This window comes from Sinomonas sp. T428B, from assembly GCF_056780155.1.
The window spans coordinates 2,196,055-2,221,820 of sequence record NZ_JBRAZR010000001.1 but is presented as its reverse complement, the minus strand read 5'-3'; the positions used below and the strand labels follow the sequence as shown (position 1 = coordinate 2,221,820).

Here is a 25,766-nt window from a genome sequence, read left to right as displayed (position 1 = left end):
ACATGTCTGCACAGATCGGCGTCACCGGCCTTGCGGTGATGGGCGCGAACCTGGCCCGGAACCTCGCCCGCAACGGATACACGGTGGCCCTGCACAACCGCTCGGTGGAGAAGACCGACACGCTCCTGGCCAAGCACGGCGACGAGGGCGACTTCATCCGCACCGAGACGCTGCAGGAGCTGGTCGACTCGCTCGAGAAGCCGCGCCGCGTCCTCATCATGGTCAAGGCCGGCAAGCCGGTCGACGCCGTCGTCGAGCAGCTCGTGCCGCTCCTCGAGGAGGGCGACATCGTCATCGATGCGGGCAACTCCCACTACGAGGACACCCGCCGCCGCGAGGCCTCGCTCGCCGAGAAGGGCCTGCACTTCGTGGGCGTCGGCGTGTCCGGCGGCGAGGAGGGCGCCCTCAACGGCCCCTCGATCATGCCCGGCGGCTCGAAGAAGTCCTACGAGGCCCTCGGCCCGATGCTCGAGAAGATCTCCGCGAAGGCCGACGGCGAGCCGTGCTGCGCGTGGGTCGGCACCGACGGCGCCGGCCACTTCGTCAAGATGGTCCACAACGGCATCGAGTACGCCGACATGCAGGTCATCGGCGAGGCCTACGACCTCCTGCGCAGCGCCGCGGGCATCGAGCCGGCCGAGCAGGCGGCGATCTTCGAGGAGTGGAACCAGGGCGAGCTCTCCTCGTTCCTCATCGAGATCACGGCCGAGGTGCTCAAGCACGTCGACGCGACGACGGGCAAGCCGTTCGTCGACGTCGTCGTCGACGCCGCGGGCCAGAAGGGCACCGGCCGCTGGACGGTCCAGTCCGCGCTCGACCTCGGCTCCCCGGTCTCCGGCATCGCCGAGTCCGTCTTCGCCCGCGGCATCTCCTCGCAGAGGGACCAGCGCGCCATCGCACAGGAGACCCTCGCGGGCCACGAGGCCGCGGTCGAGGTCCCCGAGAACTTCGTCGAGGACGTCCGCCAGGCGCTCTACGCGTCGAAGCTCGTCTCCTACGCGCAGGGCCTGGACATGCTCACGAGCGCCGCCAAGGAGTACGGCTGGGAGCTCAAGCTCGACGAGATCGCCTCGCTGTGGCGCGCGGGCTGCATCATCCGCGCCGCGCTCCTGAAGGACATCACCGCCGCGTACAAGGGCGAGGACAAGCCCGCGAACCTCCTCTTCGCCCCGGCGTTCGCCGAGTCCGTGGGCGCGGCCGTCCCCGCGTGGCGCCGCGTCGTCGCGACCGCCGTCCAGCTCGGCATCCCGGTGCCGGTCTTCTCGTCGTCGCTCGCGTACTACGACAGCCTGCGCCGCAAGCGCCTCCCCGCCGCGGTGATCCAGGGCCAGCGCGACCTGTTCGGCGCCCACACGTACCAGCGCGTGGACGGCGAGGGCACGTTCCACACGCTCTGGGGCGAGGACCGCTCCGAGATCGCCGCCGTCGACACGCACTGACGCCGCCGCATCACGCAGACGGCCGAAGGGCCCCCGCCGTCCGGTGGGGGCCCTTCGGCCGTCTCTGCCCGCGCTGCGCCCCGCCGCGACGGGCGGGGGCACAGCGGGATGATTCAGATGTAGTAGTACTCCGCGGGGTCCACGGCCGGCTTCGTCTCCTTCGCCGAGTCCCGGTGCCGCCACGTGGCCGGGACGCCCGTGACGATCGAGTTCGGCGGGGCATCCTTGACGACGACGGCGTTGGCGCCCACCGCGCTCCCGGCGCCGATCGTGATCGGGCCCAGGACCTTGGCGCCCGCCCCGATCGTGACGCCGTCGCCGATGGTGGGGTGCCGCTTGACCTTCGCGAGCGAGCGGCCGCCGAGCGTGACGCCGTGGTACATGAACACGTCGTCGCCGATCTCGGAGGTCTCGCCGATGACGACGCCCATGCCGTGGTCGATGAAGAACCGACGCCCGATCCTGGCCCCCGGATGGATCTCTATCCCGGTCAGGAACCGCCCGGCCTGGGAGATGAGGCGCGCGGCGAACCGGAGTTCGTCCCTCTGCCACATCTTGTGCGTGAGGCGGTGGATCCAGATGGCGTGCAGGCCCGAGTAGGCGAAGAAGTTCTCGACGTTGCCGCGGGCCGCCGGGTCATGGGCGGCCGCGGCCTCAAGGTCTTCGCGCAGCCGGGCCACGGTGCGTTTGATCAGTGACACGGTGTCCTTTGTATCCTTCTGCCCCAGTATTTCGGAGCGAGGCGATCCGGTCGGTCCTAGCCGCGGATGTCGTCGTAGAGAACGGTGGAGATGTAGCGCTCACCGAAGTCGCAGACGACCGCGACGATGAGCTTGTCCTTGTTCTCCGGCCGCTTGGCGAGCTCGAGCGCGCCCCACACGATGGCGCCCGAGGAGATGCCCGCGAGGATGCCCTCCTGCGTCGCGAGAGCGCGGGCGGTGGCCACGGAGTCCTCGAGCGTCGCGTCGAGGACCTCGTCGTAGACGTTCGTGTCGAGGACCTCCGGCACGAAGTTCGCGCCGATGCCCTGGATCTTGTGCGGGCCGGGGGCGCCGCCGTTGAGGATGGGGGAGTCCTTCGGCTCGATCGCTACGACCTGGACTTCCGGCTTGCGCTCCTTGAGGACCTGGCCGACGCCGGTGATGGTCCCGCCGGTGCCGATGCCGCTGACGAAGATGTCGACCTCGCCGTCGGTGTCCTTCCAGACCTCCTCGGCCGTCGTGGCGCGGTGGACCTCGGGGTTGGCCGGGTTCGCGAACTGCTGGGCCCAGATCGAGTTCTCCGTGTTGGCGACGATCTCCTGGGCCTTCTCGACGGCGCCGCGCATGCCCTCGGAGCCCGGGGTCAGCACGATCTCGGCCCCGAAGGCGCGCAGGAGCACGCGGCGCTCGGTGGACATGGTCTCGGGCATGGTCAGGATGACCTTGTAGCCCTTCGCGGCGCCCACCATGGCCAGGGCGATGCCCGTGTTGCCGGAGGTGCCTTCGACGATCGTCCCGCCGGGCTTGAGCGCGCCCGCCTTCTCTGCCGCCTCGATGATCGCGACGCCGATGCGGTCCTTGACGCTGTTCGCCGGGTTGTAGAACTCGAGCTTGACGGCGACCTGCGCCTCGAGGCCCTCGGTGAGCCGGTTGAGGCGGACCAGCGGCGTGTTGCCGACCAGCTGCGTGACGTCGTCGTAAATGCGTGCCATGGGACCTTGCTTTCGGGAGGTGGGCATGGATAGGGCGCCGGGCGGCCGGCTGCGCGTTCAGCCTAGTCAGGGCCGACTTCCGCTTTCTAGGGCACGAGCCATTCCGAGTAATATTTCCGGGCCTTGGCGAGCTTGGGGTTGATGATCACGTGGCAGTACCCGGCGTCGGGATTCTTCCCGTAGTAGTCCTGGTGGAACTCCTCTGCGGGGTAGAACGTGCTCGCCCGGGTCACCTCGGTCACGATCGGCGCGCTCCACAGGGGCTGGTTCCGCTCGATGGCGTCCTCGAAGAGCATCTTCTCCTCGTCGGTGACGTAGAACATCGAGGAGCGGTACTGAGTCCCCACGTCGTAGCCCTGCCGGTTGGGCGTCGTCGGATCGTGGATCGCGAAGAACATGTCGAGAACGATTTCCTCGGGGATCACGGCCTCGTCGAAGGTGACCGCAACGACCTCCGCGTGACCCGTCATGCCGCTGCACACGCTGTAGTAGTCCGGGTTGGGCATGTGCCCGCCGATGTAGCCGGAGAGGACTGCGCTCACGCCCTTGGTCTTCTGGTACACGGCATCGAGGCACCAGAAGCAGCCCCCGCCCAGGATGAAGGTCTTCATGCTGCCTACAATGTCCGCAGCCCGCGGAAGATTCCCGAGAGAGGACCGCCCCTGGTGTCAGAGCAGACCGGCCCCGAGACGCAGCAGCCTTCGACCCCTGCCGAGCCTGAGCGCAAGGCCGGCTCCGTCGATTCCGGCGATTCCACCGGGGCGTCCGGCTCTCCTGCCTCTCCCACGCTTGCCGACATCCTCATCGCCGTCGAGGAGCTCTGGCCCGAGTCCCTCGCCGAGGGCTGGGACGCCGTCGGGCTCGTGACCGGCCGCCCCTCCCAGAAGGTGTCGAAGATCCTCTTCGCCGTGGACCCGGTCCTCGAGGTCATCGAGGAGGCCGCGACATGGGAGGCGGACCTGCTCATCACCCACCACCCACTGCTCCTGCGCGGCGTCAACACCGTCGCCGCCAACACCCCGAAGGGCCGGGCCGTGCACCGGCTCATCGAGACGGGCACCGCCCTGCTCACCGTGCACACGAACGGCGACAGCGCGGTGGGTGGCGTCTCCGACGTCCTCGCCGACGCGCTCGGGCTCGAGGATGTCCAGCCCCTGACGCCGGCCGCCAACGGCCTCCCCGAGGAGGGCATCGGCCGCGTCGGCGACCTCCCCGAGCTCACGAGCCTCTCCGACCTCGCCGGCCGCCTCTTCGGCATCCTGCCCACCGTTGCCGGCGGGGTGCGCGTCGCGGGGGACCGCGACGGCCTCGTGCGGCGCGTCGCCGTGTGCGGCGGAGCGGGGGACGGCCTCTTCGACGCTGTCCGTGCGGCCGAGGCCGACGTCTACGTCACCGCCGACCTCCGCCACCATCCGGCCTCCGAGGCCCGGGAGGCCGCCCCGGACGGCCGCCCCTACCTCCTGGACGTGAGCCACTTCGCGAGCGAGTGGCTCTGGCTCCCGGCGGCGGCGGCGGCCCTCGACAACGTGCTGCGCGACCAGGGGCACGAGCTCGACGTCCGGGTCTCGACGGTCAACACCGATCCGTGGGACTTCATCCTCACGCCGGGCGAGGGATAGAGTCGCAGCACACGAGGCCCTGACCGCATCGGGGCGACCCGCAGGAGGAACCATGCCCAAGGCCCCCGCCGCCGAACAGCTCAAGCTCCTCGGCCTCCAGGCGCTCGACGCGCGGCTGCACGCCCTCGACGTCCGGCGCAGGGCGCTCGAGGGCGATCCGCGCATCGCGCCGACCACCGCGGCCAGGGACCAGGCCGCGGCCGCGGCGAAGGCGGCCGACGGCGCCGTCGCGGCGGCGAAGCGCGAGCTCACCGCCGCCGAGGACCAGGTGGCCCAGGTCTCCGCGAAGATCGCGAAGGACGAGGAGCGGCTCTACGCCGGCGGGCTCTCGAAGGACCTCGAGGCCCTCCAGAAGGACATCTCCTCGCTCACGTCGCGCCGCAGCGACCTCGAGGACGCCGAGCTCGAGGTGCTCGAGCGGCTCGACGCCCTCCGCGCCGCGCAGGCCGAGGCCGCGGGGCGGCTTGCCGAGGCCGAGGCCGCGCATGCGGCCCTCCGATCGGAGCTCGACGCAGCCCTCGCCGAGGCCGCCGCGGAGCGCGCGTCCGTCGCGGCCGAGCGGGCGGAATTCGCCGCGGGCGTCGACCCGGCGCTCCTCGCGGTCTACGAGAAGACCCTCGCGAAGCGCGGCGTCGGCGCGGCGCGGCTCTTCCACGGCACGTCCGAGGGTTCCGGCATGGCCTTGAGCCCCGGCGACCTCTCCTCGATCAGGGGCGCGGCCGAGGACGACATCGTCTTCTGCCCCGACTCCGGCTGCATCCTCGTCCGCTCGCCCGAGTGGAGCTGAGCCCCGGACCTGGGGGTCAGCCCTCCAGGACGAGGGCGAGCGAGTGCGGCCGGCGGGCCGTGCCCTGGCGCAGCTCGGCCGTCCACCCCTCGCGGGCGGCGGCGAGCAGCGCCTCGGGGGTCGAGGGTTCCGTCCCCCGGCGCGTGAGCAGGTGGCGGACGAACTCGCCGCGGTGGTGCTTCGCGAAGTGGCTCACGACGCTGCGCTTCCCGTCGCGCTCCGTGAACACGTCCACCGTCACCGTCGTCGAGGGCGGGGGAGCGTAGGCCGCGGCGTACGTGCTCGAGCGGCAGTCGACGACGAGGCCCTGGGCGGCGCGCCCCGCGAGCGCCTCGGCGAGGCGGGGCTTCCAGAACGAGGCCAGACGCCCGAGGCCCGGCAGCGCCGTCGACATCGACAGGCGGTACGCGGGCACGGGGTCGGCGAACCCGACGGCGCCCCACAGCGCCGAGACCACGACGATCCACGCGTCGGCCTTCGCACGCTGGGCGGGTGTGAGCCCCGCATAGCCCAGCGCCTCGTACAGCACCCCCGAGTACACGCGGTGCGCCGGCGCCGCCGGTTCGGCGTGCAGCCGGAGGTTCCGCTCGACGTCGTGCGCGAGCGAGGCGCCCACCTTGAGCACGGCGAGGGCGTCCTCGCGGCCGCTCGCGTCGGCGAGGGCCTCCATGACCTCCTTCCGCGCGACCTCGAGGTCCGGGAAGCTCAGGGACGCGAGGTCGACGGCGGGGCCCGCGGGCGCGGGGGTCTTGCCCTCGGAGGGCGGAAGCAGGATCAGCACCCGAGCATCCTACCGATGCCGTGACGCCGTCCGGCGCGGCCGGCAGCGGGCGGGACGGTAGACTTTAAACGCAACGAGGACAGGTCGACTGGGCGATCGCGGGGCGCCTCCTTCGGGAGGGCCGCGAGGAAAGTCCGGGCTCCGCAGGGCAGGGTGGTGGGTAACGCCCACTCGGGGTAACCCGCAGGCCAGTGCCACAGAGAACAGACCGCCGGCAGCCGCGTCGCAGGATGCGGCCGCCGGCAAGGGTGAAACGGCGGTGTAAGAGACCACCAGCTCCCCGGGTGACCGGGGAGGCTCGGTAAACCCCACCCGGAGCAAGGCCAGACAGGGCGCGTTCGAGGGCTGCCCGCCCGAGCGCCCGGGTAGGCCGCTTGAGGCCGCCGGCAACGGCGGTCCTAGATGGATGATCGCCTCCCGCGTCAGGGCAACCCGGCGCGGAGACAGAACCCGGCTCACAGGTCGGCCTGTCCTCGTCCCCGCTCTTCACAGCACGGCCGCGACCACAGTGAGCCCTGTGAGTGACTTCACAGGCCTGAGCGGCCGCGTGCGGCGGGGCGGCCTGTACGCTTGAAAGCGAACGTAGAAGTTCTCCATGGGCCGGGCTCTGCGATCGCAGGACCGGCCCTATTCATGCCCGTCCGGCCACCCGTCGGCGGGCATGCGCACGACGGCGTGCGCGCGAGACGCAGAGAAAGGCACCTGTGTGAGCACAACGGCGGAATCCGCACTCGGCACCTGGATCGGACGCGAGGCAGCGGCGGAGGAGATGATCCCGATCATCGGCCGGCTGTACCGCGAGAACAATGTGGTGACCTCGGTCCACGGCCGCAGCCTCATCAACCAGTCTGTCGTCGGCCTGCTCAAGGCCCACCGCTGGGCGCGCCAGATCGAGCGCGAGGAGCTGAGCCTCGACGAGACCCTCCCCATCCTCAAGGCCCTCGAGCCGCTCGAGCTGGGCGCCGCGTCGGTCGACATCGCCCGGCTCAACGAGAAGTACCGCGCCGAGGGCGCCGGCCGCCCCCTCGCGGACTTCCTCCGCGAGGAGCTCGCCGAGATCGTGGGCAAGCGCGGCGCCGACCCGCGCCAGAGCACCGACGTCGTGCTCTACGGCTTCGGCCGCATCGGCCGCCTCGTGGCGCGCATCCTCATCGAGCACGCGGGCGGCGGCCACGGCCTGCGCCTCCGCGCGATCGTCGTGCGCAAGGGCTCCGACAAGGACCTCGTCAAGCGCGCGAGCCTCCTGCGCCGCGACTCCGTCCACGGCGCCTTCGAGGGCACGATCACCGTCGACGAGGAGAACAGCACGATCCTCGCCAACGGCACCCTCATCAAGGTCATCTACTCGGACAGCCCGGCCACTGTCGACTACACGCAGTACGGCATCAACGACGCGATCGTCGTCGACAACACGGGCAAGTGGCGCGACGAGGAGGGCCTGTCCCAGCACCTGCAGAGCAAGGGCGTGGCCCGCGTGCTGCTCACCGCCCCCGGCAAGGGCAGCCTCAAGAACATCGTCCACGGCATCAACCACGCCTCGATCGAGGCCGGCGACCGGATCGTGACGGCGGCGTCCTGCACGACCAACGCGATCACCCCGGTGCTCAAGGCCGTCAACGACAAGTACGGCGTCGTGCACGGCCATGTCGAGACGGTGCACTCGTTCACGAACGACCAGAACCTCATCGACAACTTCCACAAGGGCGACCGCCGCGGCCGCGCCGCGGGCCTGAACATGGTCATCACGGAGACCGGCGCGGCCAAGGCCGTCGCGAAGGCCCTCCCGGAGCTCGCCGGCAAGCTCACCGGCAACGCGATCCGCGTCCCCACCCCGGACGTGTCCATGGCGGTCCTGAACCTCAACCTCGCCGAGGAGACGACGAAGGAGGAGGTCAACGCCTACCTGCGCGAGATGTCGCTGCACTCGGACCTGCGCAAGCAGATCGACTACATCGACTCCCCCGAGGTCGTCTCGACGGACTTCGTCGGCTCCCGCCGCGCGGGCATCGTCGACGGCCTGGCCACGATCGCGAGCGGCAAGAACCTCGTCCTCTACGTCTGGTACGACAACGAGTTCGGCTACAGCTGCCAGGTGGTCCGCGTGCTCGAGGAGATGGCCGGGGTCAACCCGCCGTCGTTCCCCGTGCAGGTCGCGGCCGACCTGAGCCTCGCCGCGGCGCGCTAGCACCGGATTCCAGGCACCGCTCGGGGGCAAAACTCCGCGCGGTGTCTGGATTCGCCGGCCCGGCCGGGGCAAGATGCACCCATGGAAGCTACGGAGCATGAGAGCACCCTCGAGCACGCGCTCGATGTCGCCAGGGCCAACGCGAAGCAGGCCAAGCTGCTCGTCGAGCATGCGAGGGCCGGCCTCGCCACCGGGGACGTGAGCCCCGAGCGGGTCGCCCAGCTCGAGGAGCTGCAGAGGATCGCCGACGAGGACCTGCTCAGGGTCACCCGGGAGCAGTAGGCCCGGCAGGGCAGGAGACTGGCAGACGACGCCGAAGGGCGCCGCACGCGATGTGCGGCGCCCTTCGCCGTTCAGGCCGCCCTTCGCCGTTCATGGCGTGTGGTGCGCGTGCTCGTGCCGGTCGTGGTCGTCGTCGCCGTGGCCGAACGGGTCCGGATCGACCCCGGGCATCCAGCTCAGGCCCGGCACGCCCCAGCCCTGCTTGCGGACGGCCCGCTTGGCCTTCTTCGCGTACCGGTCGACGAGCCGGTCCACATAGAGCTTCCCGTCGAGATGGTCATACTCGTGCTGCATGACCCTCGCGAACCAGCCGGTCGCGACGAACTCCACGGGGTTGCCGTCGCCGTCGAAGCCCTCGACCTTGGCCCAGTCGGCGCGCTGGAGCGGGAAGCCCTCGCCGGGGAACGAGAGGCAGCCCTCCTCGTCCTCCTCGGGGTCGGGGGCCGCCCCGGAGATCTTGGAGAGGGTCAGGCGCGGGTTGACGACGACGCCGCGCGGGGGCACGCCGTCGTCGTTGCTGAACTTGTACACGAAGACCCTCAGGCCCACCCCGATCTGGGGGGCCGCGAGGCCCACGCCGTGCGCGGCATCGTTCGTCTCATGCATGTCGGCGATGAGGGTGCGCAGGGCGTCGTCGAACTCGGTGACCTCGGCGGCCCGCCGGTGCAGGACGGGCTCGCCCCAGATGACGACAGGATGGACGGTCACGGCTGAAGCTCCTTCTGTGCTGGCAGCAGGTCTGCGCTGGAAACGCCGGAGGCCGCCGGGATGTCCCTGGCGGCCTCGAGGCGACCGGGACGAAACCCGGCCAATCGGGGTGAGTAACGGGGCTTGAACCCGCGACCTTCTGGACCACAACCAGACGCTCTGCCAACTGAGCTATACCCACCGTGGTGACTCCATCGGGGCGTTCTGCCCCGCCGAAGCAACGACATCAAGCATACCTGCTCTTGAGGGGTGCTCATGACCAAAATCAGCCCTGAGCGCGGAAATTTTCTCCGGCAGCCGTCAGCCGGCCGGGGCCGGAGCGGCATCGCCGCCCACGATGCCCTGGGCGATGGCCTGCGCGGTCGCCGAGTCCGGGCCCGGCGCCGGCACGAACACGGCCTGGCGGTAGTAGCGCAGCTCGTCGATCGAGTCGCGGATGTCCCCGAGGGCGCGGTGGCCGCCCGTCTTCGCCGGCGCCTGGAAGTAGGCGCGGGGGTACCAGCGGCGCGCGAGCTCCTTGATGGTCGAGACGTCGATCACGCGGTAGTGCAGATGAGCGACGACCTCGGGCATGTCCCGGGCGAGGAACATGCGGTCCGTCCCGACGGAGTTGCCCCCGAGCTGGGCCCTGCGCGGCTCGGGCACCCACTGGCGGATGTACTCCATGACACGGGATTGCGCCTGGCCGAGCGTCACGCCGTCGGGCAGCTCGTCCAGAAGGCCCGAGGCCGTGTGCATCTCGCGGACGAAGTCGTCCATGCCCGCGAGCGCCTCCTGGCTCGGCCGGATGACGACGTCGACCCCCTCGCCGAGGACATTCAGCTCCGAGTCCGTCACGAGGACGGCGACCTCGATGAGCGCGTCCTTCGCGATGTCCAGGCCGGTCATCTCGCAGTCGATCCACACGATTCGTTCATTGGTGATGGGCACCCGCCCAGCGTACCGTCACGTCGCCGGCCCACCGCCGTCGTCCGCCAGCCCGGTGCTACCATGGACGCACCGCCGAGCCCTGCGCCTGTACCGCGGTGGGGCCTGCCCTGAAGTGGCCTCACGACGAAATGGACGCGACCGATGACTCTTCCCTCGCACCACGCCAGCCGACCGGGTGCGGACGCAGAGGGCCCGGAGATGGAGGACCCGCGAGGCCCCCTCCTGGCGGGCTTCATCGGATCCGTGGCCATGCTCGTGGGCTCCTTCGGAGTCGGCTGGCTCGCCCCCGCGTCCGAGCTGCGCAGGTACGCGCTCTTCATCTGGATGCGCACCGAGGTCGCGGGAGTCATCCTCAGCATCGTCCTGCTCGCCATCGGCGGGATGCTCCTCGTCCGCTCGTGGCTCCGGCTCGGTCAGAAGGTCAACGAGTGGGGGCCGCAGGCGCGGGCCGCCACCCTCAAGGCCCTCGTGCTGTGGGGCGCTCCGATGCTGTTCTCCGTCCCGCTCTTCAGCCGTGACGTCTACTCCTACATCGGCCAGGGCAGGCTCATGGTCGAGGGGTTCAACCCGTACCGCGACGGGATCTCGACGCTCTCGAACTACTACCAGCTCGGCGCCGACAAGATGTGGAGCGAGGCGCCCACGCCGTACGGGCAGCTGTTCCTGTGGATCGAGCAGTTCGTCGTGTGGGCCACGAACGTCCAGCCGGAGGCCAGCGTGCTCCTCTTCCGGGTCGCGGCGCTCGTCGGCATCGCGCTCGTGGCCGTCTACGTCCCGAGGCTCGCCCAGCTGCACGGCGTCAACCCGCATCGCGCGCTCTGGCTCACGGTCGCCAACCCGCTCTTCCTGACCAATTTCATCGCGGCCGTGCACAACGACGCGCTCATGATCGGCCTCGCGGTCGCGGGCGTGTACTTCGTGGCCGTGCGCCGGCCGCTGGTCGGAATCGCCCTCGTGACGCTCTCCGTCTCCGTCAAGCCGATTACAGCCCTCCTGCTGCCGTTCGTCGCCCTCATGTGGGCGGGCAGGAACGCCTCGTGGCCCAGGAAGGCGCTCTACCTCGCGCTCACAGCGGGCCTCTCGGTCGGACTGCTGTACGCGCTGAGCCTGCCGAACGGCTTCGGATTCGGCTGGATCAACGGGCTCGCGGCTCCCGGCTCGGTGTGGATCTGGTACGCCCCCGTCGGCATGGTCGGCATGATGGTCGCCTCGATCGGGGCGTCCCTCGGCCTCGGCTGGCTCGAGCTGGACAAGGCCGTGTTCGCCATCGGGCGGGCCATCTCGCTCGCGCTCGTGGGATGGCTCCTGCTGCGCGGCTCGCACGACAGGCTCGTGCGCCGCATGACGCTCGCGTTCGCCGCCGTCGTCCTCCTCGCGCCGATGATCCAGGCCTGGTACATCGTGTGGCTCATCCCGCTCTTCGCGGCGACCGGGATCCGCCAGGACTGGCAGGTCAAGGTGCTGTACTTCGTGGTCTCGTTCTTCATGGTCTACGGCATCTCGGACCAGCTCGACGTCTTCCCCTACCTCCAGGAGGGGGACAACCAGCTCGCCCTCGCGCTTGCGCGCAACACCGCGGCGCTCCTGGCCCTGCTGTTCGCGCTGTACCTCATCTTCATCGACCCGAAGACCCGCACGCTGTTCCGGCCCGGGAGCCGGAGCCTGCTCGCCGGGCGCTGATTCGACGCGCCCCCTCGACCGGCAACCGCTTTCCGACTAGGCTGAGCCGCGCATGTGAACGCCGTCGAAAGGTTCCCCGTGACCTGGTTCGCCGACGAGACGCCGCACCGCGGCGCCCTGCCTCCCCGGGCCCACATCGACTCCGACGCCCCCGTGGTGACGCTCGACGGCGAGTGGGCCTTCCGCTGCTCGCCCACCGCGGAGGGGACGCCGGGCTTCGAGGCGGAGGCCTTCGACGACTCGGCCTGGGACCGCGTCCGCGTCCCGCACTGCTGGCAGCTCGAGGGCGTCCCCGGGCCCCCGGCCTACAGCCGGCCCGGCTACACGAACGTCGCCTACCCGTTCCCCATCGACCCGCCCGACGTCCCGGACGAGAACCCCACGGGGGAGTATCGGCGGACGTTCACCCTCCCGGCGGAACCACGGAGCGGCCGGTGGCTCCTGCGCTTCGAGGGCGTCGACTCGGCCTTCGAGGCCTTCCTCAACGGGGTGCGCCTCGGCGAGGCGAAGGGCTCCCGCCTCACCCACGAGTTCGACGCGACCAGTGCCCTCGCAGCCGGGGGAAACGTCCTCGCCGTCCGTGTCCACCAGTGGTCGGCCGGCTCATACCTCGAGGACCAGGACATGTGGTGGGTCTCGGGCATCTTCCGCTCGGTGGCCCTCGTGCACCGGCCCGACGGCGGGATCGACGACCTCTTCGTGCACGCCGGCTACGACGCCGACGCGCGCGCGGGGCGCCTGCTCGTCGAGGCGCCGCGCGGCGCCGTCGTGCGCGTACCCGAGCTCGGGCTCGATGTGCCCGCCAACGAGCCCGTCGACGTTCCGGGGGCGGAGCCGTGGAGCGCCGAGGTCCCGCGGCTCTACCGCGGCACCGTCTCGACGCCGGCCGAGACCGTGCGCGTGGCGATCGGGTTCCGGACCGTCGCGATCGAGGACGCGACGCTCACGGTCAACGGCGCGCCGCTCGCGATCCGCGGAGTCAACCGCCACGAGTGGCATCCCCTCACGGGCCGCACGCTCGACGAGGCGACCATGCGGGCGGACATCGAGCTCATGAAGCGGCACAACATCAACGCCGTCCGCACGAGCCACTACCCCCCGGACGCCCGCTTCCTCGCGCTGTGCGACGAGTACGGGCTCTGGGTGCTCGACGAGTGCGACCTCGAGACGCACGGCTTCGAGCGCGTCGGCTGGCGCCGCAACCCGAGCGCCGAGCCCCACTGGCGCGACGCGCTCCTGGACCGCATGCGGCGCACGCTCGAGCGGGACAAGAACCACCCGAGCGTCATCGGCTGGTCGCTCGGGAACGAGTCGGGGCGCGGGGAGAACCTCGAGGCCATGGCCGCGTGGGTGCGCGAGCGCGATCCCGAGCGGTTCATCCACTACGAGGGCGACTGGGACAGCCCCTACACCGACGTCTACTCGCGCATGTACGCCGACCACGCCGAGACCGAGCTCATCGGCCGCGGAGAGGAGCCCCCCGCGGCCTCCGCCGCGCACGACGCGCACCGCCGAGCCCTTCCGTTCGTGCTCTGCGAGTACGCCCACGCGATGGGCAACGGGCCGGGGGGCCTGGCCGAGTACGGGGCGCTCTTCGAGCGGTACCCGCGGCTCGCGGGCGGGTTCGTCTGGGAGTGGATCGACCACGGCATCCCGCAGCGGGCCGCGGGAGGGCCGGGCGAGGGGGCCGAGTTCTTCGCCTACGGCGGGGACTTCGGCGAGGAGCTGCATGACGGCAATTTCATCGCCGACGGCCTCGTCTTCCCGGACCGCACGCCCTCGCCCGGCCTCGTCGAGCTCGCCAAGACCTTCGAGCCCGTGCGCATCGCCGTGGGGGAGGAGGGGATCGGGGTGCGCTCGCGCCTCACGCACGGCACGACCGAGCACCTGGCCTTCCGCTGGCGCTGCGAGGACGACGGCGTCGAGGTCGCCTCGGGCCTGCTCCCACTCTGCGTCCTCGCTCCCGGGCACGAGGCCACGGCCCCGCTCCCTGAGGAGGTGCTCGCCGCGCCCGAGCCCCCGCCCGGCGTCGAGCGATGGCTCACCGTGAGCGCGGTCCTCGCCGCGGATGCGCCCTGGGCCGCCGCGGGGCACGAGCTCGCGTGGGGGCAGGGCCGCCTGGACCGGCCGGCTCCGCCCGTGCGAGAGCCCTCGCGGCCGGCGGGGGACGCGCCCGCGCGCCCCCGGGCCGACGGCGGATGGGACCTCGGCCCCGGCCGGTTCGACGCCTCGGGGCGGCTCGTCCGGCTCGGCGGCCTGGACGTGCTCGGCCCGAGGCTGGACCTCTGGCGGGCGCCGACGGACAACGACGAGCTCGCCGCGACAGATCCTCCGGGCCCGGCGTGGCGTCGGCTCGGCCTGCACCGGCTGCGGCACCGGACCGTCTCCGCGGTCGAGGAGGAGAACGCGCTGAGCGTGGTCGCGCACGCGATGCCCGCCGGGTCGGATGTGGGCTACGAGGTCGAGTACCGGTGGCGGGCGCACGACGGCGGGGTGCGGCTCGACGTCGTCGGCTCGCCCCTCGGCACCTGGGAGGTGCCGGTGCCGCGCCTCGGCGTCCGGCTCGCCGTGCCGGCGGGCCTGGACGAGGTCTCGTGGCTCGGGCTCGGGCCGGGGGAGTCGTATCCGGACAGCGCCGCGGCCCAGCGCGTGGGCCTCTTCGCCGCGACGGTGGGCGAGCTGCAGACCCCCTACGTGCGGCCGCAGGAGAATGGGGCCCGCAGGGGCGTACGGCGCGCCGAGCTGTCCGGACGCGTCGGCGGGGAGCCCGCGCGTCTGCGCGTGGAGGGCGGGCCGTTCATCCTGTCCGTGCGCCCGTGGACCTCGGAGGACCTCGACGCGGCCGCCCACCCCACGGACCTCGTGCCGGACCCGGCCTGGCTGCAGGTGAACCTCGACGCCGAGCACCACGGCGTCGGCTCGGGGGCATGCGGGCCTGTCGAGCTGCCCCACTACCGCCTGCACGCCCAGCGCTTCGCCCTGTCCGTGCTCTTCAGGGCGGAGGGCTGAGTGGGGGCTCGTGCCCGGGCCCCGGGCGGGGCGGGCTAGGAGGCGGCGGGCATCTCGGTGCTGCGGCGCAGGAGCACGCTGCCGGCCACCTCGACGGGGCGCGCGTCGCCGAGGGCGGTCTCGACGGCGAGCCGGCCCATCTCCTCGAGCGGCAGCCGCACGGTGGTCAGCGCGGGGCGGAAGTCGCGCAGCGTCTCGATGTCGTCGAAGCCTGCCACGCCGAGGTCGCGCGGGACGCGCAGGCCCTCCTCGCGCAGGCCCGCGACGAGGCCGATCGCCATGCGGTCGTTGACGGCGAACGCGCAGGTCCTCCGGCCGGCGTCGTGCGCCGCGCGGACGGCGGCCGCCACCTCCGGCGCCACGGTGAAGCCGCCGTCGCGGTCGAAGCCCGTGTGCACGATGCCTGCCGGAGCGCGGCCCGCGTCCGCGAGGCCCTCCTGGAACCCCTCGGTGCGGAGGTCCGAGGTCACGAGGCCGGACCGGCCGGCCACGACGATGAAGTCGTCGAACGGCTCGCCGCCGAGCCGGCGGCCGAGCTCGCGGGAGAGGTCCCGGTTGGGAACGGAGACCACGCGCACGGCCGGGTCCTGCTCCCCCGGGAACGGGTGGCCGATGAGGGCCACGCGCCCGCCGTTGGCGAGGTAGCGCGCGGTCTCGCGGCTCAGGGCCTCGTTGTCCGCCGCGTCCTGGGGGCGGTCCGACCGGCTGCCGGCGATCACGATCGCGTCGGTCCGGCGCGCGGCGAACGCCTCCACCGCGCGGCGCTCCTCGGCCGGGCCGCCCGCGGTGCCGATGAGGAGCACGGTGCGCCGGTGCTCGCGCGCGGCGCCCTGGACGCCGCGGGCGATCGAGGAGAAGTACGGGTCGGCGATGTCGTTCACGACGAGCCCGACGAGCCCCGAGCTCGAGCGGGCGAGGGCCTGCGCCTGGGCGTTCGGGATGTAGCCGAGGGACTCGGCGGCGGCGCGGACCCGCTCCGCAATCTCGGCCGCCGGCTTGCGCTCCGACCCGTTGAGCACCCGCGACGCCGTGGCGGGGGAGACCCCGGCGCGCCGCGCGACCTCGGTGAGCGTGACTGCCGCCATGGTCCTCCTTCAGGCCTGATCCGCTGCCGGATCGACCCGCCCAGTATCGCACCGCCGACCGTCTTTCGGAATGCGCTTGCCATACGCCGCCCGCGACCATGAAGCAGCGCGCGAAGGGCCCGGTGCCGTACGGCACCGGGCCCTTCGCTGTGCCGGCCCATCCGTCGCGGATGGCCGCTGGGTTCCACAGGGCGCCCCAGGAGGGAATCGAACCCCCGACCGTCGGATTAGAAGGCCGCTGCTCTATCCTCTGAGCTACTGGGGCCGGCCCAAGAAGTCTATCCCGCCCCAGGCCCGCTTGGGCCCCATTCGTCCTCCACAGGCCTCCGCCCGGCGTGTCCTCCACATGGGGCTGGACGGGCCTTCAGGCTCCACTGCGATCAGGCAACGCTGGTCACAGGCCTCCGGCCGGGAGGCCATAGGCGCAGGAAAGGGGAGGGCCATGACCGACTACATCACGCTCAGGGGCTGGGTGGGCACGGAGCCGACGTACGGGGTGACGTCGAACGGCAACCCGTACGCACGGTTCCGCATGTCAGTCAATGACGGGTACTTTGATCGCGGGACGCAGGCATGGAATGACGGGCACACGAGCTGGTACAACGTCTGCTGCTACAACCAGCTCGCGGAGAATGTCGCGCGGAGCATCCGCAAAGGCCAGAAGGTCATCGCGCTCGGGCGCCTGCGCATCAAGAACTTCCAGCGTCAGGACGGCTCCGCCGGAATGGACGTGGACCTTTATGCCTCCGCCGTAGGTCACGACCTCGCGATGGGCGTCAGCACATGGAATCGTCGGCGAGATGAGACACCAGTCGATGCGTCGGGGAACCCGCCCGGGCTTGTCGACGGCGTGGGAGTCGTCGACCCTGTGACAGGGGAGGTCCAGGCCCCTGGGCAAGACGAGGATCCCTTCGGCGCGGAGGTTCCGCCGTTCGAGGAGGACGCGGAGGCGGGCCCTGAGGAGGAACTGCTGTCCGCCTGAACGGCCGGGCGGCGAGCTCGGGGAGGCCGGGGCTGCGGAGAGGCGGCCTCCCCGGGCAGGCGCCGATGTGTGCTCATGGGGCGGACCCACTAGATTTAAGGCCATGGCGGAATTCATCTACACCATGACCAAGGCCCGGAAGGCAGTGGGCGACAAGGTCATCCTCGACGACGTGAGCATGTCGTTCTTCCCCGGGGCCAAGATCGGCGTCGTCGGCCCGAACGGCGCCGGCAAGTCGACCATCCTCAAGATCATGGCGGGCCTCGACACGCCATCCAACGGCGAGGCGCGGCTCTCGCCCGGCTACACCGTCGGCATCCTGCTCCAGGAGCCGCCCCTGAACGAGGACAAGACGGTCCTGGGCAACGTCCAGGAGGGCGTCGGCGAGATCTACGGGAAGATCCAGCGCTTCAACGCCATCTCGGAGGAGATGGCGAGCCCGGACGCCGACTACGACGCGCTCCTCGAGGAGATGGGCAAGCTCCAGGAGGCCATCGACACGGCCGACGCGTGGGACCTCGACTCCCAGCTCGAGCAGGCCATGGACGCCCTCCGGTGCCCGCCGCCGGACGCCGACGTCCGCGTTCTTTCCGGCGGTGAGCGCCGCCGCGTCGCCCTCTGCAAGCTCCTGCTGCAGAAGCCTGACCTGCTGCTCCTCGACGAGCCCACCAACCACCTCGACGCCGAGAGCGTGCTCTGGCTCGAGCAGCACCTCGCCTCCTACCCCGGGGCCGTGCTCGCCGTCACCCACGACCGCTACTTCCTCGACCACGTGGCCGAGTGGATCTGCGAGGTCGACCGCGGCCGCCTCTACCCGTACGAGGGCAACTACTCGACGTACCTCGAGAAGAAGCGCGCCCGCCTCGAGGTCCAGGGCAAGAAGGACGCGAAGCTCGCCAAGCGCCTCGCCGAGGAGCTCGACTGGGTCCGCTCCAACGCCAAGGGCCGCCAGACCAAGTCCAAGGCCCGCCTCGCGCGGTACGAGGAGATGGCAGCCGAGGCCGAGCGCACACGCAAGCTCGACTTCGAGGAGATCCAGATCCCGCCGGGGCCGCGCCTCGGGCAGCTCGTCATCGAGGCCAAGGACCTCAAGAAGGGCTTCGGCGACCGCACCCTCATCGACGGCCTGTCGTTCTCGCTGCCGCGCAACGGCATCGTGGGTGTCATCGGCCCGAACGGCGTCGGCAAGACCACGCTCTTCAAGACGCTCGTCGGGCTCGAGCCGCTCGACGGCGGCGACCTCAGGATCGGCGAGTCGGTCAAGATCTCCTACGTCGACCAGAGCCGCGGCGGCATCGACCCGAACAAGACCCTGTGGGAGGTCGTCTCCGACGGCCTCGACCACATCCAGGTCGGCCAGGTCGAGATGCCCTCGCGGGCCTACGTCTCCGCGTTTGGCTTCAAGGGCCCGGACCAGCAGAAGAAGGCCGGCGTCCTCTCCGGCGGCGAGCGGAACCGCCTGAACCTCGCGCTCACCCTCAAGCAGGGCGGGAACCTCCTGCTCCTGGACGAGCCCACGAACGACCTCGATGTCGAGACGCTCTCGAGCCTCGAGAACGCGCTGCTCGAGTTCCCCGGCTGCGCCGTGGTCGTCTCCCACGACCGCTGGTTCCTCGACCGCGTCGCGACGCACATCCTCGCGTACGAGGGCACCGACGAGGACGAGGCCAGCTGGTACTGGTTCGAGGGCAACTTCGAGTCCTACGAGCAGAACAAGGTCGAGCGACTCGGCCCGGAGGCCGCGAAGCCGCACCGCGTGACGCACCGCAAGCTCACCCGCGACTGAGCGCCGAGGATCCCTCGCGCTGAAGGCCGGTCCCCGCGTGGGGCCGGCCTTGAGCGCGTCTGGAGCCTCGGCCGGGCCGCTGGCTCAGGAGGGGCCGTCGAGGTAGGGCAGGCGGATCATGCCCTCCTGGCCGACGCTCGCGACGTGGACCCCGCGCCGGTCGAAGATCCGGCCCACCCCGAGTCCCCGCGCGCCCTGGGCGCTCGGGGACTCCTGCACGTACAGGAGCCAGTCGTCCACGCGGACGGGGCGGTGCCACCACATGACGTGGTCGAGGCTCGCGACGCTCATTCCCGGCGTGATCCAGGTCAGCCCATGCCGGCGCAGGATCGGCTCGAGCAGGGTGTAGTCGCTCGCGTACGCGAGCGCCGCCCGGTGGAGGTCCTCGTCGTCGGGCATCGGGCCGAAGGTCTTCATCCAGACCGCGTTGCGGGCCACGCGGTCGCCGGCGGCGGAGACGTACACGGCCGGGTCCACGTGCCGGACGTCGAACGGCCGGTCGAAGGCCCAGTACTGGGCGACGGGGTGGTCGATCGAGCCGAGCAGGTCCGCGGTGCTCGGCAGCGTCTCGGGCTCGGGGATGCCCTCAGGCATCTCGGACTGGTGGTCGAGCCCGTCGGACTCCTCCTGGAACGACGCGATCATCGACAGGATGGGCTGGCCGTCCTGGTACGCGTGAACCTGGCGGGCGGAGAACGAGCGCCCGTCGCGCAGCCGCTCGACGCCGAACGTGATCGACGTGTCCGCGTCGCCGGGCCGGAGGAAGTAGGCGTGCATCGAGTGCACGTGCCGGCCCTCAGGAACAGTGCGCCCGGCGGCGACGAGGCTCTGGGCCAAAACCTGGCCGCCGAAGACGCGGTGCCGCGGTTGGCGTTCGCTCGGGCCCACGAACACGTCCTTGTCCGTGCGGGCGCCGTCGAGGTCGTCGAGGTCGAGGAGTGTCAGGAGCAGACCTGTTGAATCCGGCGAGGGGGTGGACTGCGAGGGGGCGGACGGCGTCATGCCTCGACAGTAGACGCCCCCCGCCGGTCGGCCAACTGGACCCGCCGCGACGGCACTGTGCCCCCCGAGCCGAGGCCGTCGGCGGTTCTGCGAAGATGGGAGCATGCCCTCCGCCTACCGATTCCCCTTGCAGCTGCGCTTTGGCGACGTCGACTCGTACGGCCACGTGAACAACGTCCGCTTCCTCCAGTTCCTCGAGGATGCGCGCGTCCACTGGATCCGTGAGCCGCTGCGCGTTACCGCGCCGGGGGCGCACACGATGGCGGATCTCATTACCGCGGAGAACTTCACGCTCGTCGGCCGGCACGAGATCGAGTACCTCGCGCCACTGTTCTACCGCCGCGAGCCTGTGTCCGTGGACCTGTGGGTCACTCGCGTCGGCGGCTCGAGCTTCGACCTCGGGTACGCGGTGCGCGACGCGGACTCGGACTACGCCATCTGCTCGACCTCGATGGTCCTCGTGAGCCGGTCGACCGGTCGCCCGGTGCGCCTCTCGGACCCGCTCCGTGAGCACCTGGCCGAGTTCGCCGGCCCCGATGTGCCGTTCAGACGCAGGCCCCCGCTTCCGGCGGAGGCCCAGGCGTGAGCGCGGCCGACGCCGCGGTGGGCCTCGACCTCGGCGACGCGCGGGCCGTCGCCGACCTCCGCGTCCTGCTCGCGCGGGCGCGGGCCGTCGAGGATGGCGCCGTGCGCCTCCAGGCGGTCGGGGACGTCCTCGCCGTCTGGGTCTGCGTCCTGCGGCCGCGGGCCCTGGGGGAGGCGACGCCGACCGTGCTCGGAGTGCGCACGATCGCGCTCGCCCGCCCGGCCCACGTGGACGCGACGGTCTCGATGGCGTCCGTGGGGGACCGGCTCGCCCGCCTCGGTGACTCGGGCACGGTCCTCGAGGTCCCGCCGTCGACCGTCCGCGAGGCGTGGGCCGCCGTGAGCCCGCCCCGCGGCCCGTGGCAGCCGGCCGGCAGCGTCGACGGGGCGATGCTCGAGGCGGCCGCCGCCGCCGGCATGGCCGAGGTCGCCGGTGCTGTGCCCGAGCAGCCCGGCGCCGCGATGGTCCAGGGCGCCCGGGCCGCGGTGTGGGGCCGCGACCTCGAGGGAAGCCCCGGCCTGCCCGCGGGCGCGGCCTTCGCCGCCGTCGCCCTCGGGTTCATCGCCCCGGGCGAGCCCCTCGGGCGCTACGAGTCCGGCCCGTGGGTGCGGATCACCTCCGGGCGCGGCCACGTGCTGTGCCGGCGCCCCTCCGTGCTCGCCTCCTGATCCCGCCGTAGGGCTGGGAACGGAACCCGGCCCGGCGGGGGACAAGGACGCCTCAGTCGTCGAAGGTGTTGACGAGGGAGTGCGCCGCGCGCTCGAGGTAGTCCCAGAGCGTCGCCTCGTGCAGCGGTGACAGCCCGAGCGCCTGGACGCCCTCGCGCATGTGCAGCAGCCAGCGGTCCCGGGCCTCCGGGTTGACCTTGAATGGCATGTGCCGCATGCGCAGCCGCGGGTGGCCCCGCTCCGAGCTGTACGTCCCCGGACCGCCCCAGTACTGCTCGAGGAACATCGTGAGCCGGTGCTTGGCCGGGCCCAGGTCCTCCTCGGGGTACATGGGCCGCAGCAGCTCGTCCCGCGCGACGCCGTCGTAGAAGACGTCCACGAGCTTCACGAAGGTCTCGTGCCCGCCGATCTGCTCATAGAAGCTCGCCGCGGCGGCCGCCGCCTGCCCCTCGGCGGGGTTCCCCTGCTGGCCCCCTCCCGGGCCCCGCAGCAGGTTGGGCCGCCCCTCGCCGGGAACGCCCGGCCCCATCGTCTCAGTCATTGGCCCGCTGACCTCCGCTGCAGTGCTCCTCGGCCGCCCCGTGGCCCTCGTCGTCGCGTCCATTGTCCGGCGGGACATAGGTGCCCTGCGAGCGGTTGCCGACCCGCAGGATCTCGCCGTTGCGGAGGTACCAGATCGTCCCGTCCTCGGCGCGCACACGCGTGATGCGCAGGCCCACGGACTCGACGGTGCCGACCACCTCGCTCGTCTCGATGATGTCGCCGATGCCGTACTGGTCCTCGAGCGTAATGAAGATCCCGGCGAGGAAGTCGCGGATGAGCTGCTGGGCGCCGAAGCCGATCGCGACGCCGAGGATGCCCACGCTCGTCAGCAGGGGCGCGATGTCCACGCCGAGGGCCTTCAGGACGTAGATCGCCACGATGGTCGTGATGATGACCACGACGCTGCTGTTCAGGAGCGAGCCGATCGTCTCCGCGCGTTGGGCGCGCCGCTCGGAGTCGAGGGCGCGCAGGGCCGGTGCCGCCCAGCGGAAGAACCTGTTCTGGACGAGCTGGGGGCCACGCCGCACGCGCGTGACGATCTGCCGGATGACGAACGTGGCGACGAGCCAGACAAGCAGCCCGGCGCCCACGGCGATGCCGACGTCGATGAGCGTCGTGTTGAGCGTGGCCACGGCGGTGTCGAGGTCCTCGGTCACAGGGGGTTGCCTCCTGGGGTCGGGATTGAGGATCGACCCAAGCCTATCGGCGTCTGCGGGGCGGGCGCTCGGTCAGGGCACCTCGGGGGCGTGCCTGACCGGGAAGTTTACGCTGCGCGCAATGAAGCACACACGGTGCGCCTCCTCGTGGAGCCGGTCCGCGAGCCCGCGCTGCGACTCGTCGGCCAGGCCGACGCGCGGGTGCAGGAGCACGTCCGTGAACTCGCCGCTGCCGTCGCGGTTGAGGCGCATGGTCCCCTCCGCCCGATCCTCGTACGAGACGACCACGACACCGTGGTTCACCGCGACGTGCAGGTAGGAGAGCATGTGGCACTGCGCGAGCGCGGACAGGAGCAGCTGCTCGGGGTTGTACCGGTCCCGGTTGCCGTGGAAGGTGGGATCGGCCGAGCCGGGCAGGACCGGCAGCCCGGGCAGCGCGATGTCATGCTCCCGCCCGTACGCCCGGTAGCCCGAGGTGCCGGTGCCGCGGTTCCCCGTCCACGTCACCGTCGCCTCGTAGCGGTGCTCACCGAGCGCCATCGTGAGCAGGCTCCCTGTCCGCCGCCTGCGCACGCAGGGCGCGGGCCACGCCGTCGCGGTTCTCGAGCATCGTGCGCCGGAGGGCGGCCTGGTCGGGGCCGAGCCCGGCCAGGAACGCATCCGTCCGCTCGAGGGTCGACTCGGTCGTCTGCCGCGACGGGTAGAGCCCGACGACGATCTGCTGGGCGAGCGCGTGCGTGCGCTCGGCGACGATCGCCGGCACGGCCTCGAAGTACCGCTCGGTGAACGGGGCGAGCAGCGCGGGGTCGTGGACGCGTGCGAACCCGTTGACGGCGGCCTGCTGGATGGCGTTGGAGAGGTCGCCCCGCACGACGATCGCCTCCCACGCCTCCTCCTTGGCCTCCGCTGTTGGGCGGGCCGCCTTCGCTAGTGCGGCGGCGATCTGGCCGGTCGAGGTGTTGTCGCGCCCGAGCTCGGCGTCGATGAGCGGCAGGCCCGCCCGGCCGCCCGCGGCGAGGGAGGCGATGAGCTCCCAGCGCAGGTCCTGGTCCACGGTCAGGCCGGGGACCTCGACGCCCCCGCCCAGGAGGCCCTCGACGGCGTCGAGGTGCTCCACGGAGGACGCCGCCGCGGAGAAGGCCTTGATGAACTGGAGCTGGCTGTCGGAGCCGGGGGCGGCCTCGAGGGCCAGGGCCCACAGGCGGGCCGCTGCCTCGCGCTCGGTGGTCTCGCGCGCCTCGGGGGCGACGTAGTAGTCGAGCGTCGTGGCGACCTGGCGCAGGAGCGTCGTGACGACGGACGAGTCCGTCTCGGCCCCGATGTTGGCCAGGACGAGGTCCACGTAGGCGCGCGCGGGCGTCTCGCCGTCCCGGGCCGCGTCCCAGGCCGAGCCCCAGACGAGCGCGCGCGGCAGGCTCTCGGCGATGTCCCTGAGCCCGCCCGTCGCGGTGGCGAGGGACGCCGGGTCGAGCCTGACCTTCGCGTACGCGAGGTCGTCGTCGTTGAGCAGGATGAGCTCGGGGTGGGCCAGGCCGGCGAGCTCGGGCACCTCCGTGAGCTCGCCGTCGACGTCGAGCTCGGCCCGGTGCGTGCGCACGAGGTGGCCCTCCGCCCCGCGCGAGTAGAAGCCGATCGCGAGCCGGTGGGGCCGCAGGGTCGGGTGCTCGGCCACGGCGGTCTGCCGCACGGCGAAGCGGACGATGCGCCCGGCGTCGTCCGTCTCCACCTCGGGGGTGAGCGTGTTGACGCCCGCGGTCTCGAGCCACGCCCGGCCCCAGGCGGACAGGTCGCGGCCGCTCGCCGCCTCGAGCTCCGCCATGAGGTCCGCGAGGACGGTGTTTCCCCACGCGTACTTCGCGAAGTAGCGGCGCACGCCCTCCATGAACTGCTCCCGGCCCACCCACGAGACGAGCTGCTTGAGCACCGAGGCGCCCTTGGCATACGTGATGCCGTCGAAGTTCACCTCGACATCGGCGAGGTCCGTGATGTCGGCGAAGATCGGGTGCGTCGTGGGCAGCTGGTCCTGGCGGTAGGCCCAGGACTTCTCGACCGAGGCGAACGTCGTCCACGCGTGCGTGAAGTCCGTGCCCTCCGCCGCGGCGACGTGGGACATGTACTCCGCGAAGGACTCGTTGAGCCACAGGTCGTCCCACCAGCGCATCGTCACGAGGTCGCCGAACCACATGTGTGCCAGCTCGTGGAGCACCGTGATGCTGCGGCGCTCGACCGTGGCCTGCGTGGGCTTCGAGCGGAAGACGTAGCCCTCGAGGATCGTCACGGCGCCGGCGTTCTCCATGGCTCCCGCGTTGAACTCCGGGACGAAGAGCTGGTCGTACTTCGCGAACGGGTAGTCGCAGCCGAACTGCGCCTCGAAGAACTCGAAGCCGCTCTTGGTGATGGCGAAGAGGTTCTCGGCGTCGAGGTAGGGCATGAGGGATCGGCGGGCGAAGATCCCGAGCGGGATCTCGCGGCCGGACGCGTTGACGTGCACGTCGCGCACGGCCTCGTACGGGCCGGCGACGAGGGCCGTGACATAGCTCGAGAGCCGCGGCGTCGGCTCGAAGTCCCAGACGGCGGTGCCCTGAGAGGACGAGACGGGCTCGGGCGTGGGGGAGTTGGAGACGACCTGCCAGTGCGCCGGGGCCGTGACGGTGAAGCGGTAGCTCGCCTTGAGGTCGGGCTGCTCGAAGACGGCGAAGACGCGGCGGGCGTCGGGCACCTCGAACTGCGTGTACAGGTACACCTCGCCGTCGACGGGGTCGACGAAGCGGTGCAAGCCCTCGCCCGTGTTCATGTAGAGGGCGTCCGCGTCGACCACGAGCTCGTTCTCGGCGGCGAGGCTCGGCAGCTGGATCCGCACGCCGTCGTTCACGGCCGCGACGTCTAGCTCCTCGCCGTTGAGGGTCACGGACCGGACCGAGTCGGTGATCGCATCGATGAAAGTCGAGGAGCCCTCGGACGCCGTGAAGCGCACGGTCGTCCTCGAGGCGAACGTCCGCTCGCCGCGGGTCAGGTCGAGCTCGACGTGGTAGCTCTCGACCGACAGGATCGCGCCAGCCCTCTCGCGCGCCTCAGAACGGGTCAGGTTGGTCCCTGGCATGTGCCCTCCAAGCGTCGGTGCGGCTGTCCGGGGCGGACTCCGCCGAAGGGCGGGTCACCGAGTGTGGGGCCGCCCACTTTGAAATTACCATTTCATGGTGTGGGCCTGCCTGAATCCTGACGGATTTTCCGGGATGTGTCAGGGCACCTCACGTCCCCTGCGCGACGTCCGGACTGCCGTGCCGAGTGCTCCATTCGGAGGCCCGTTCGTCGCAGAATTCGGCCGTCCGCCGCAGAATGCCGCCG

At 71.5% G+C, this 25,766-nt stretch carries 23 protein-coding genes, 2 tRNA genes and 1 other RNA gene; 12 read left to right on the top strand and 14 right to left on the bottom strand.

Annotated elements, in window-relative coordinates:
• The first annotated feature begins 2 nt into the window (after nucleotides 1–2).
• Nucleotides 3–1,439, top strand: coding sequence for an NADP-dependent phosphogluconate dehydrogenase (gndA, locus tag ACUYMY_RS10200; protein WP_481703452.1), 1,437 nt, complete (start codon nucleotides 3–5; stop codon nucleotides 1,437–1,439).
• 113 nt (nucleotides 1,440–1,552) lie between these two features.
• On the opposite strand, the gene epsC is transcribed toward gndA, so the two are convergent.
• From epsC to msrA, 3 genes are all read right to left on the bottom strand, one after another.
• On the bottom strand, nucleotides 1,553–2,131 hold the full coding sequence (epsC, locus tag ACUYMY_RS10195; RefSeq protein WP_481705035.1) for a serine O-acetyltransferase EpsC: 579 nt from the start codon (nucleotides 2,129–2,131) through the stop codon (nucleotides 1,553–1,555).
• Nucleotides 2,132–2,196: 65 nt separating this feature from the next.
• Nucleotides 2,197–3,132, bottom strand: coding sequence for a cysteine synthase A (cysK, locus tag ACUYMY_RS10190; protein WP_481703451.1), 936 nt, complete (start codon nucleotides 3,130–3,132; stop codon nucleotides 2,197–2,199).
• An 86-nt stretch (nucleotides 3,133–3,218) separates the two neighbouring features.
• Nucleotides 3,219–3,743, bottom strand: coding sequence for a peptide-methionine (S)-S-oxide reductase MsrA (gene msrA / locus ACUYMY_RS10185; RefSeq protein WP_481703450.1), 525 nt, complete (start codon nucleotides 3,741–3,743; stop codon nucleotides 3,219–3,221).
• 54 nt (nucleotides 3,744–3,797) lie between these two features.
• On the opposite strand from msrA, the gene ACUYMY_RS10180 reads away from it, so the two are divergent.
• Nucleotides 3,798–4,751, top strand: a complete 954-nt coding sequence (locus ACUYMY_RS10180) for a Nif3-like dinuclear metal center hexameric protein (RefSeq protein ID WP_481703449.1) — start codon at nucleotides 3,798–3,800, stop codon at nucleotides 4,749–4,751.
• 52 nt (nucleotides 4,752–4,803) lie between these two features.
• Entirely contained in the window at nucleotides 4,804–5,538 is a 735-nt protein-coding gene (locus tag ACUYMY_RS10175; protein ID WP_481703448.1) for a zinc ribbon domain-containing protein, read from the top strand.
• A 16-nt stretch (nucleotides 5,539–5,554) separates the two neighbouring features.
• Here ACUYMY_RS10175 and ACUYMY_RS10170 read toward each other — a convergent pair whose 3' ends face one another.
• Entirely contained in the window at nucleotides 5,555–6,319 is a 765-nt protein-coding gene (locus ACUYMY_RS10170) for a YaaA family protein (protein WP_481703447.1), read from the bottom strand.
• Nucleotides 6,320–6,399: 80 nt separating this feature from the next.
• Here ACUYMY_RS10170 and rnpB point away from each other — a divergent pair.
• The 3 genes from rnpB (at nucleotide 6,400) to ACUYMY_RS10155 (ending at nucleotide 8,786) form a co-directional block, all read left to right on the top strand.
• Nucleotides 6,400–6,793, top strand: an RNA gene (rnpB, locus tag ACUYMY_RS10165) — RNase P RNA component class A.
• A gap of 232 nt (nucleotides 6,794–7,025) precedes the next feature.
• Nucleotides 7,026–8,504 carry a glyceraldehyde-3-phosphate dehydrogenase gene (locus ACUYMY_RS10160; protein ID WP_481703446.1) on the top strand — a complete coding sequence of 493 codons (1,479 nt, stop codon included), beginning with the start codon at nucleotides 7,026–7,028 and terminating at the stop codon, nucleotides 8,502–8,504.
• Between the two features lie 81 nt (nucleotides 8,505–8,585).
• Nucleotides 8,586–8,786, top strand: coding sequence for a hypothetical protein (locus tag ACUYMY_RS10155; RefSeq protein ID WP_481703445.1), 201 nt, complete (start codon nucleotides 8,586–8,588; stop codon nucleotides 8,784–8,786).
• A gap of 90 nt (nucleotides 8,787–8,876) precedes the next feature.
• Here the strand turns inward: ACUYMY_RS10155 and def are convergent, their stop codons facing one another.
• The 3 genes from def to orn form a co-directional block, all read right to left on the bottom strand.
• Entirely contained in the window at nucleotides 8,877–9,494 is a 618-nt protein-coding gene (def, locus tag ACUYMY_RS10150; RefSeq protein WP_481703444.1) for a peptide deformylase, read from the bottom strand.
• A 108-nt stretch (nucleotides 9,495–9,602) separates the two neighbouring features.
• Nucleotides 9,603–9,675: transfer RNA gene (locus tag ACUYMY_RS10145), tRNA-His, on the bottom strand.
• Between the two features lie 119 nt (nucleotides 9,676–9,794).
• Nucleotides 9,795–10,424, bottom strand: coding sequence for an oligoribonuclease (gene orn, locus ACUYMY_RS10140; RefSeq protein WP_481703443.1), 630 nt, complete (start codon nucleotides 10,422–10,424; stop codon nucleotides 9,795–9,797).
• Between the two features lie 198 nt (nucleotides 10,425–10,622).
• Here orn and mptB point away from each other — a divergent pair, with 198 nt between their 5' ends.
• Together mptB and ACUYMY_RS10130 are read left to right on the top strand one after the other, a co-directional pair.
• The gene (mptB, locus tag ACUYMY_RS10135; protein WP_481703442.1) at nucleotides 10,623–12,104 is read left to right on the top strand and encodes a polyprenol phosphomannose-dependent alpha 1,6 mannosyltransferase MptB; all 1,482 of its coding nucleotides are present in this window, start codon (nucleotides 10,623–10,625) and stop codon (nucleotides 12,102–12,104) included.
• 78 nt (nucleotides 12,105–12,182) lie between these two features.
• Nucleotides 12,183–15,113: a glycoside hydrolase family 2 TIM barrel-domain containing protein gene (locus ACUYMY_RS10130; RefSeq protein ID WP_481703441.1), complete on the top strand. Its 2,931-nt coding sequence runs from the start codon at nucleotides 12,183–12,185 to the stop codon at nucleotides 15,111–15,113.
• A gap of 35 nt (nucleotides 15,114–15,148) precedes the next feature.
• On the opposite strand, the gene ACUYMY_RS10125 is transcribed toward ACUYMY_RS10130, so the two are convergent.
• Together ACUYMY_RS10125 and ACUYMY_RS10120 are read right to left on the bottom strand one after the other, a co-directional pair.
• Nucleotides 15,149–16,198, bottom strand: coding sequence for a LacI family DNA-binding transcriptional regulator (locus ACUYMY_RS10125; RefSeq protein ID WP_481703440.1), 1,050 nt, complete (start codon nucleotides 16,196–16,198; stop codon nucleotides 15,149–15,151).
• Between the two features lie 192 nt (nucleotides 16,199–16,390).
• A tRNA-Arg gene (locus ACUYMY_RS10120) sits at nucleotides 16,391–16,463 on the bottom strand.
• 177 nt (nucleotides 16,464–16,640) lie between these two features.
• Between ACUYMY_RS10120 and ACUYMY_RS10115 the strand changes: the two genes are divergently transcribed.
• Both ACUYMY_RS10115 and ettA read left to right on the top strand, forming a co-directional pair.
• Nucleotides 16,641–17,180 (top strand): single-stranded DNA-binding protein, encoded by a 540-nt coding sequence (locus ACUYMY_RS10115; protein WP_481703439.1) that lies wholly within the window; start codon nucleotides 16,641–16,643, stop codon nucleotides 17,178–17,180.
• 103 nt (nucleotides 17,181–17,283) lie between these two features.
• Nucleotides 17,284–18,966, top strand: a complete 1,683-nt coding sequence (gene ettA / locus ACUYMY_RS10110; protein WP_481703438.1) for an energy-dependent translational throttle protein EttA — start codon at nucleotides 17,284–17,286, stop codon at nucleotides 18,964–18,966.
• Nucleotides 18,967–19,050: 84 nt separating this feature from the next.
• Here the strand turns inward: ettA and ACUYMY_RS10105 are convergent, their stop codons facing one another.
• Nucleotides 19,051–19,968, bottom strand: coding sequence for an acyl-CoA thioesterase (locus tag ACUYMY_RS10105; protein WP_481703437.1), 918 nt, complete (start codon nucleotides 19,966–19,968; stop codon nucleotides 19,051–19,053).
• Nucleotides 19,969–20,071: 103 nt separating this feature from the next.
• Here ACUYMY_RS10105 and ACUYMY_RS10100 point away from each other — a divergent pair, with 103 nt between their 5' ends.
• Nucleotides 20,072–20,554, top strand: a complete 483-nt coding sequence (locus tag ACUYMY_RS10100; RefSeq protein ID WP_481703436.1) for an acyl-CoA thioesterase — start codon at nucleotides 20,072–20,074, stop codon at nucleotides 20,552–20,554.
• On the top strand, nucleotides 20,551–21,222 hold the full coding sequence (locus tag ACUYMY_RS10095; protein WP_481703435.1) for a DUF8185 domain-containing protein: 672 nt from the start codon (nucleotides 20,551–20,553) through the stop codon (nucleotides 21,220–21,222). Before ACUYMY_RS10100 ends, ACUYMY_RS10095 begins: the two co-directional genes overlap by 4 nt.
• Before the next feature lie 52 nt (nucleotides 21,223–21,274).
• Here the strand turns inward: ACUYMY_RS10095 and ACUYMY_RS10090 are convergent, their stop codons facing one another.
• The 4 genes from ACUYMY_RS10090 to pepN all read right to left on the bottom strand — a co-directional run bounded on the left by ACUYMY_RS10090 (nucleotide 21,275) and on the right by pepN (nucleotide 25,521).
• Nucleotides 21,275–21,751, bottom strand: a complete 477-nt coding sequence (locus ACUYMY_RS10090; RefSeq protein WP_481705034.1) for a globin — start codon at nucleotides 21,749–21,751, stop codon at nucleotides 21,275–21,277.
• A gap of 4 nt (nucleotides 21,752–21,755) precedes the next feature.
• Nucleotides 21,756–22,421: a mechanosensitive ion channel family protein gene (locus ACUYMY_RS10085; RefSeq protein ID WP_481703434.1), complete on the bottom strand. Its 666-nt coding sequence runs from the start codon at nucleotides 22,419–22,421 to the stop codon at nucleotides 21,756–21,758.
• 72 nt (nucleotides 22,422–22,493) lie between these two features.
• Complete coding sequence (locus ACUYMY_RS10080) at nucleotides 22,494–22,961, bottom strand: OsmC family protein (protein ID WP_481703433.1); 468 nt, start codon at nucleotides 22,959–22,961, stop codon at nucleotides 22,494–22,496.
• A complete protein-coding gene (pepN, locus tag ACUYMY_RS10075; RefSeq protein WP_481703432.1) occupies nucleotides 22,948–25,521 on the bottom strand; it encodes an aminopeptidase N in 2,574 nt (857 codons plus the stop codon). Before pepN ends, ACUYMY_RS10080 begins: the two co-directional genes overlap by 14 nt.
• Between the last annotated feature and the right edge of the window lie 245 nt (nucleotides 25,522–25,766).

Coding starts and splice junctions, on each gene's coding strand:
- gndA (WP_481703452.1), top strand. CDS start 3: ATGTCTGCACAGATCGGCGTCACCGGCCTTGCGGTGATGGGCGCGAAC.
- cysK (WP_481703451.1), bottom strand. CDS start 3,132: ATGGCACGCATTTACGACGACGTCACGCAGCTGGTCGGCAACACGCCG.
- msrA (WP_481703450.1), bottom strand. CDS start 3,743: ATGAAGACCTTCATCCTGGGCGGGGGCTGCTTCTGGTGCCTCGATGCC.
- ACUYMY_RS10175 (WP_481703448.1), top strand. CDS start 4,804: ATGCCCAAGGCCCCCGCCGCCGAACAGCTCAAGCTCCTCGGCCTCCAG.
- ACUYMY_RS10155 (WP_481703445.1), top strand. CDS start 8,586: ATGGAAGCTACGGAGCATGAGAGCACCCTCGAGCACGCGCTCGATGTC.
- mptB (WP_481703442.1), top strand. CDS start 10,623: ATGGAGGACCCGCGAGGCCCCCTCCTGGCGGGCTTCATCGGATCCGTG.
- ACUYMY_RS10125 (WP_481703440.1), bottom strand. CDS start 16,198: ATGGCGGCAGTCACGCTCACCGAGGTCGCGCGGCGCGCCGGGGTCTCC.
- ACUYMY_RS10115 (WP_481703439.1), top strand. CDS start 16,641: ATGACCGACTACATCACGCTCAGGGGCTGGGTGGGCACGGAGCCGACG.
- ettA (WP_481703438.1), top strand. CDS start 17,284: ATGGCGGAATTCATCTACACCATGACCAAGGCCCGGAAGGCAGTGGGC.
- ACUYMY_RS10105 (WP_481703437.1), bottom strand. CDS start 19,968: ATGACGCCGTCCGCCCCCTCGCAGTCCACCCCCTCGCCGGATTCAACA.
- ACUYMY_RS10100 (WP_481703436.1), top strand. CDS start 20,072: ATGCCCTCCGCCTACCGATTCCCCTTGCAGCTGCGCTTTGGCGACGTC.
- ACUYMY_RS10090 (WP_481705034.1), bottom strand. CDS start 21,751: ATGGGGCCGGGCGTTCCCGGCGAGGGGCGGCCCAACCTGCTGCGGGGC.
- ACUYMY_RS10080 (WP_481703433.1), bottom strand. CDS start 22,961: ATGGCGCTCGGTGAGCACCGCTACGAGGCGACGGTGACGTGGACGGGG.
- pepN (WP_481703432.1), bottom strand. CDS start 25,521: ATGCCAGGGACCAACCTGACCCGTTCTGAGGCGCGCGAGAGGGCTGGC.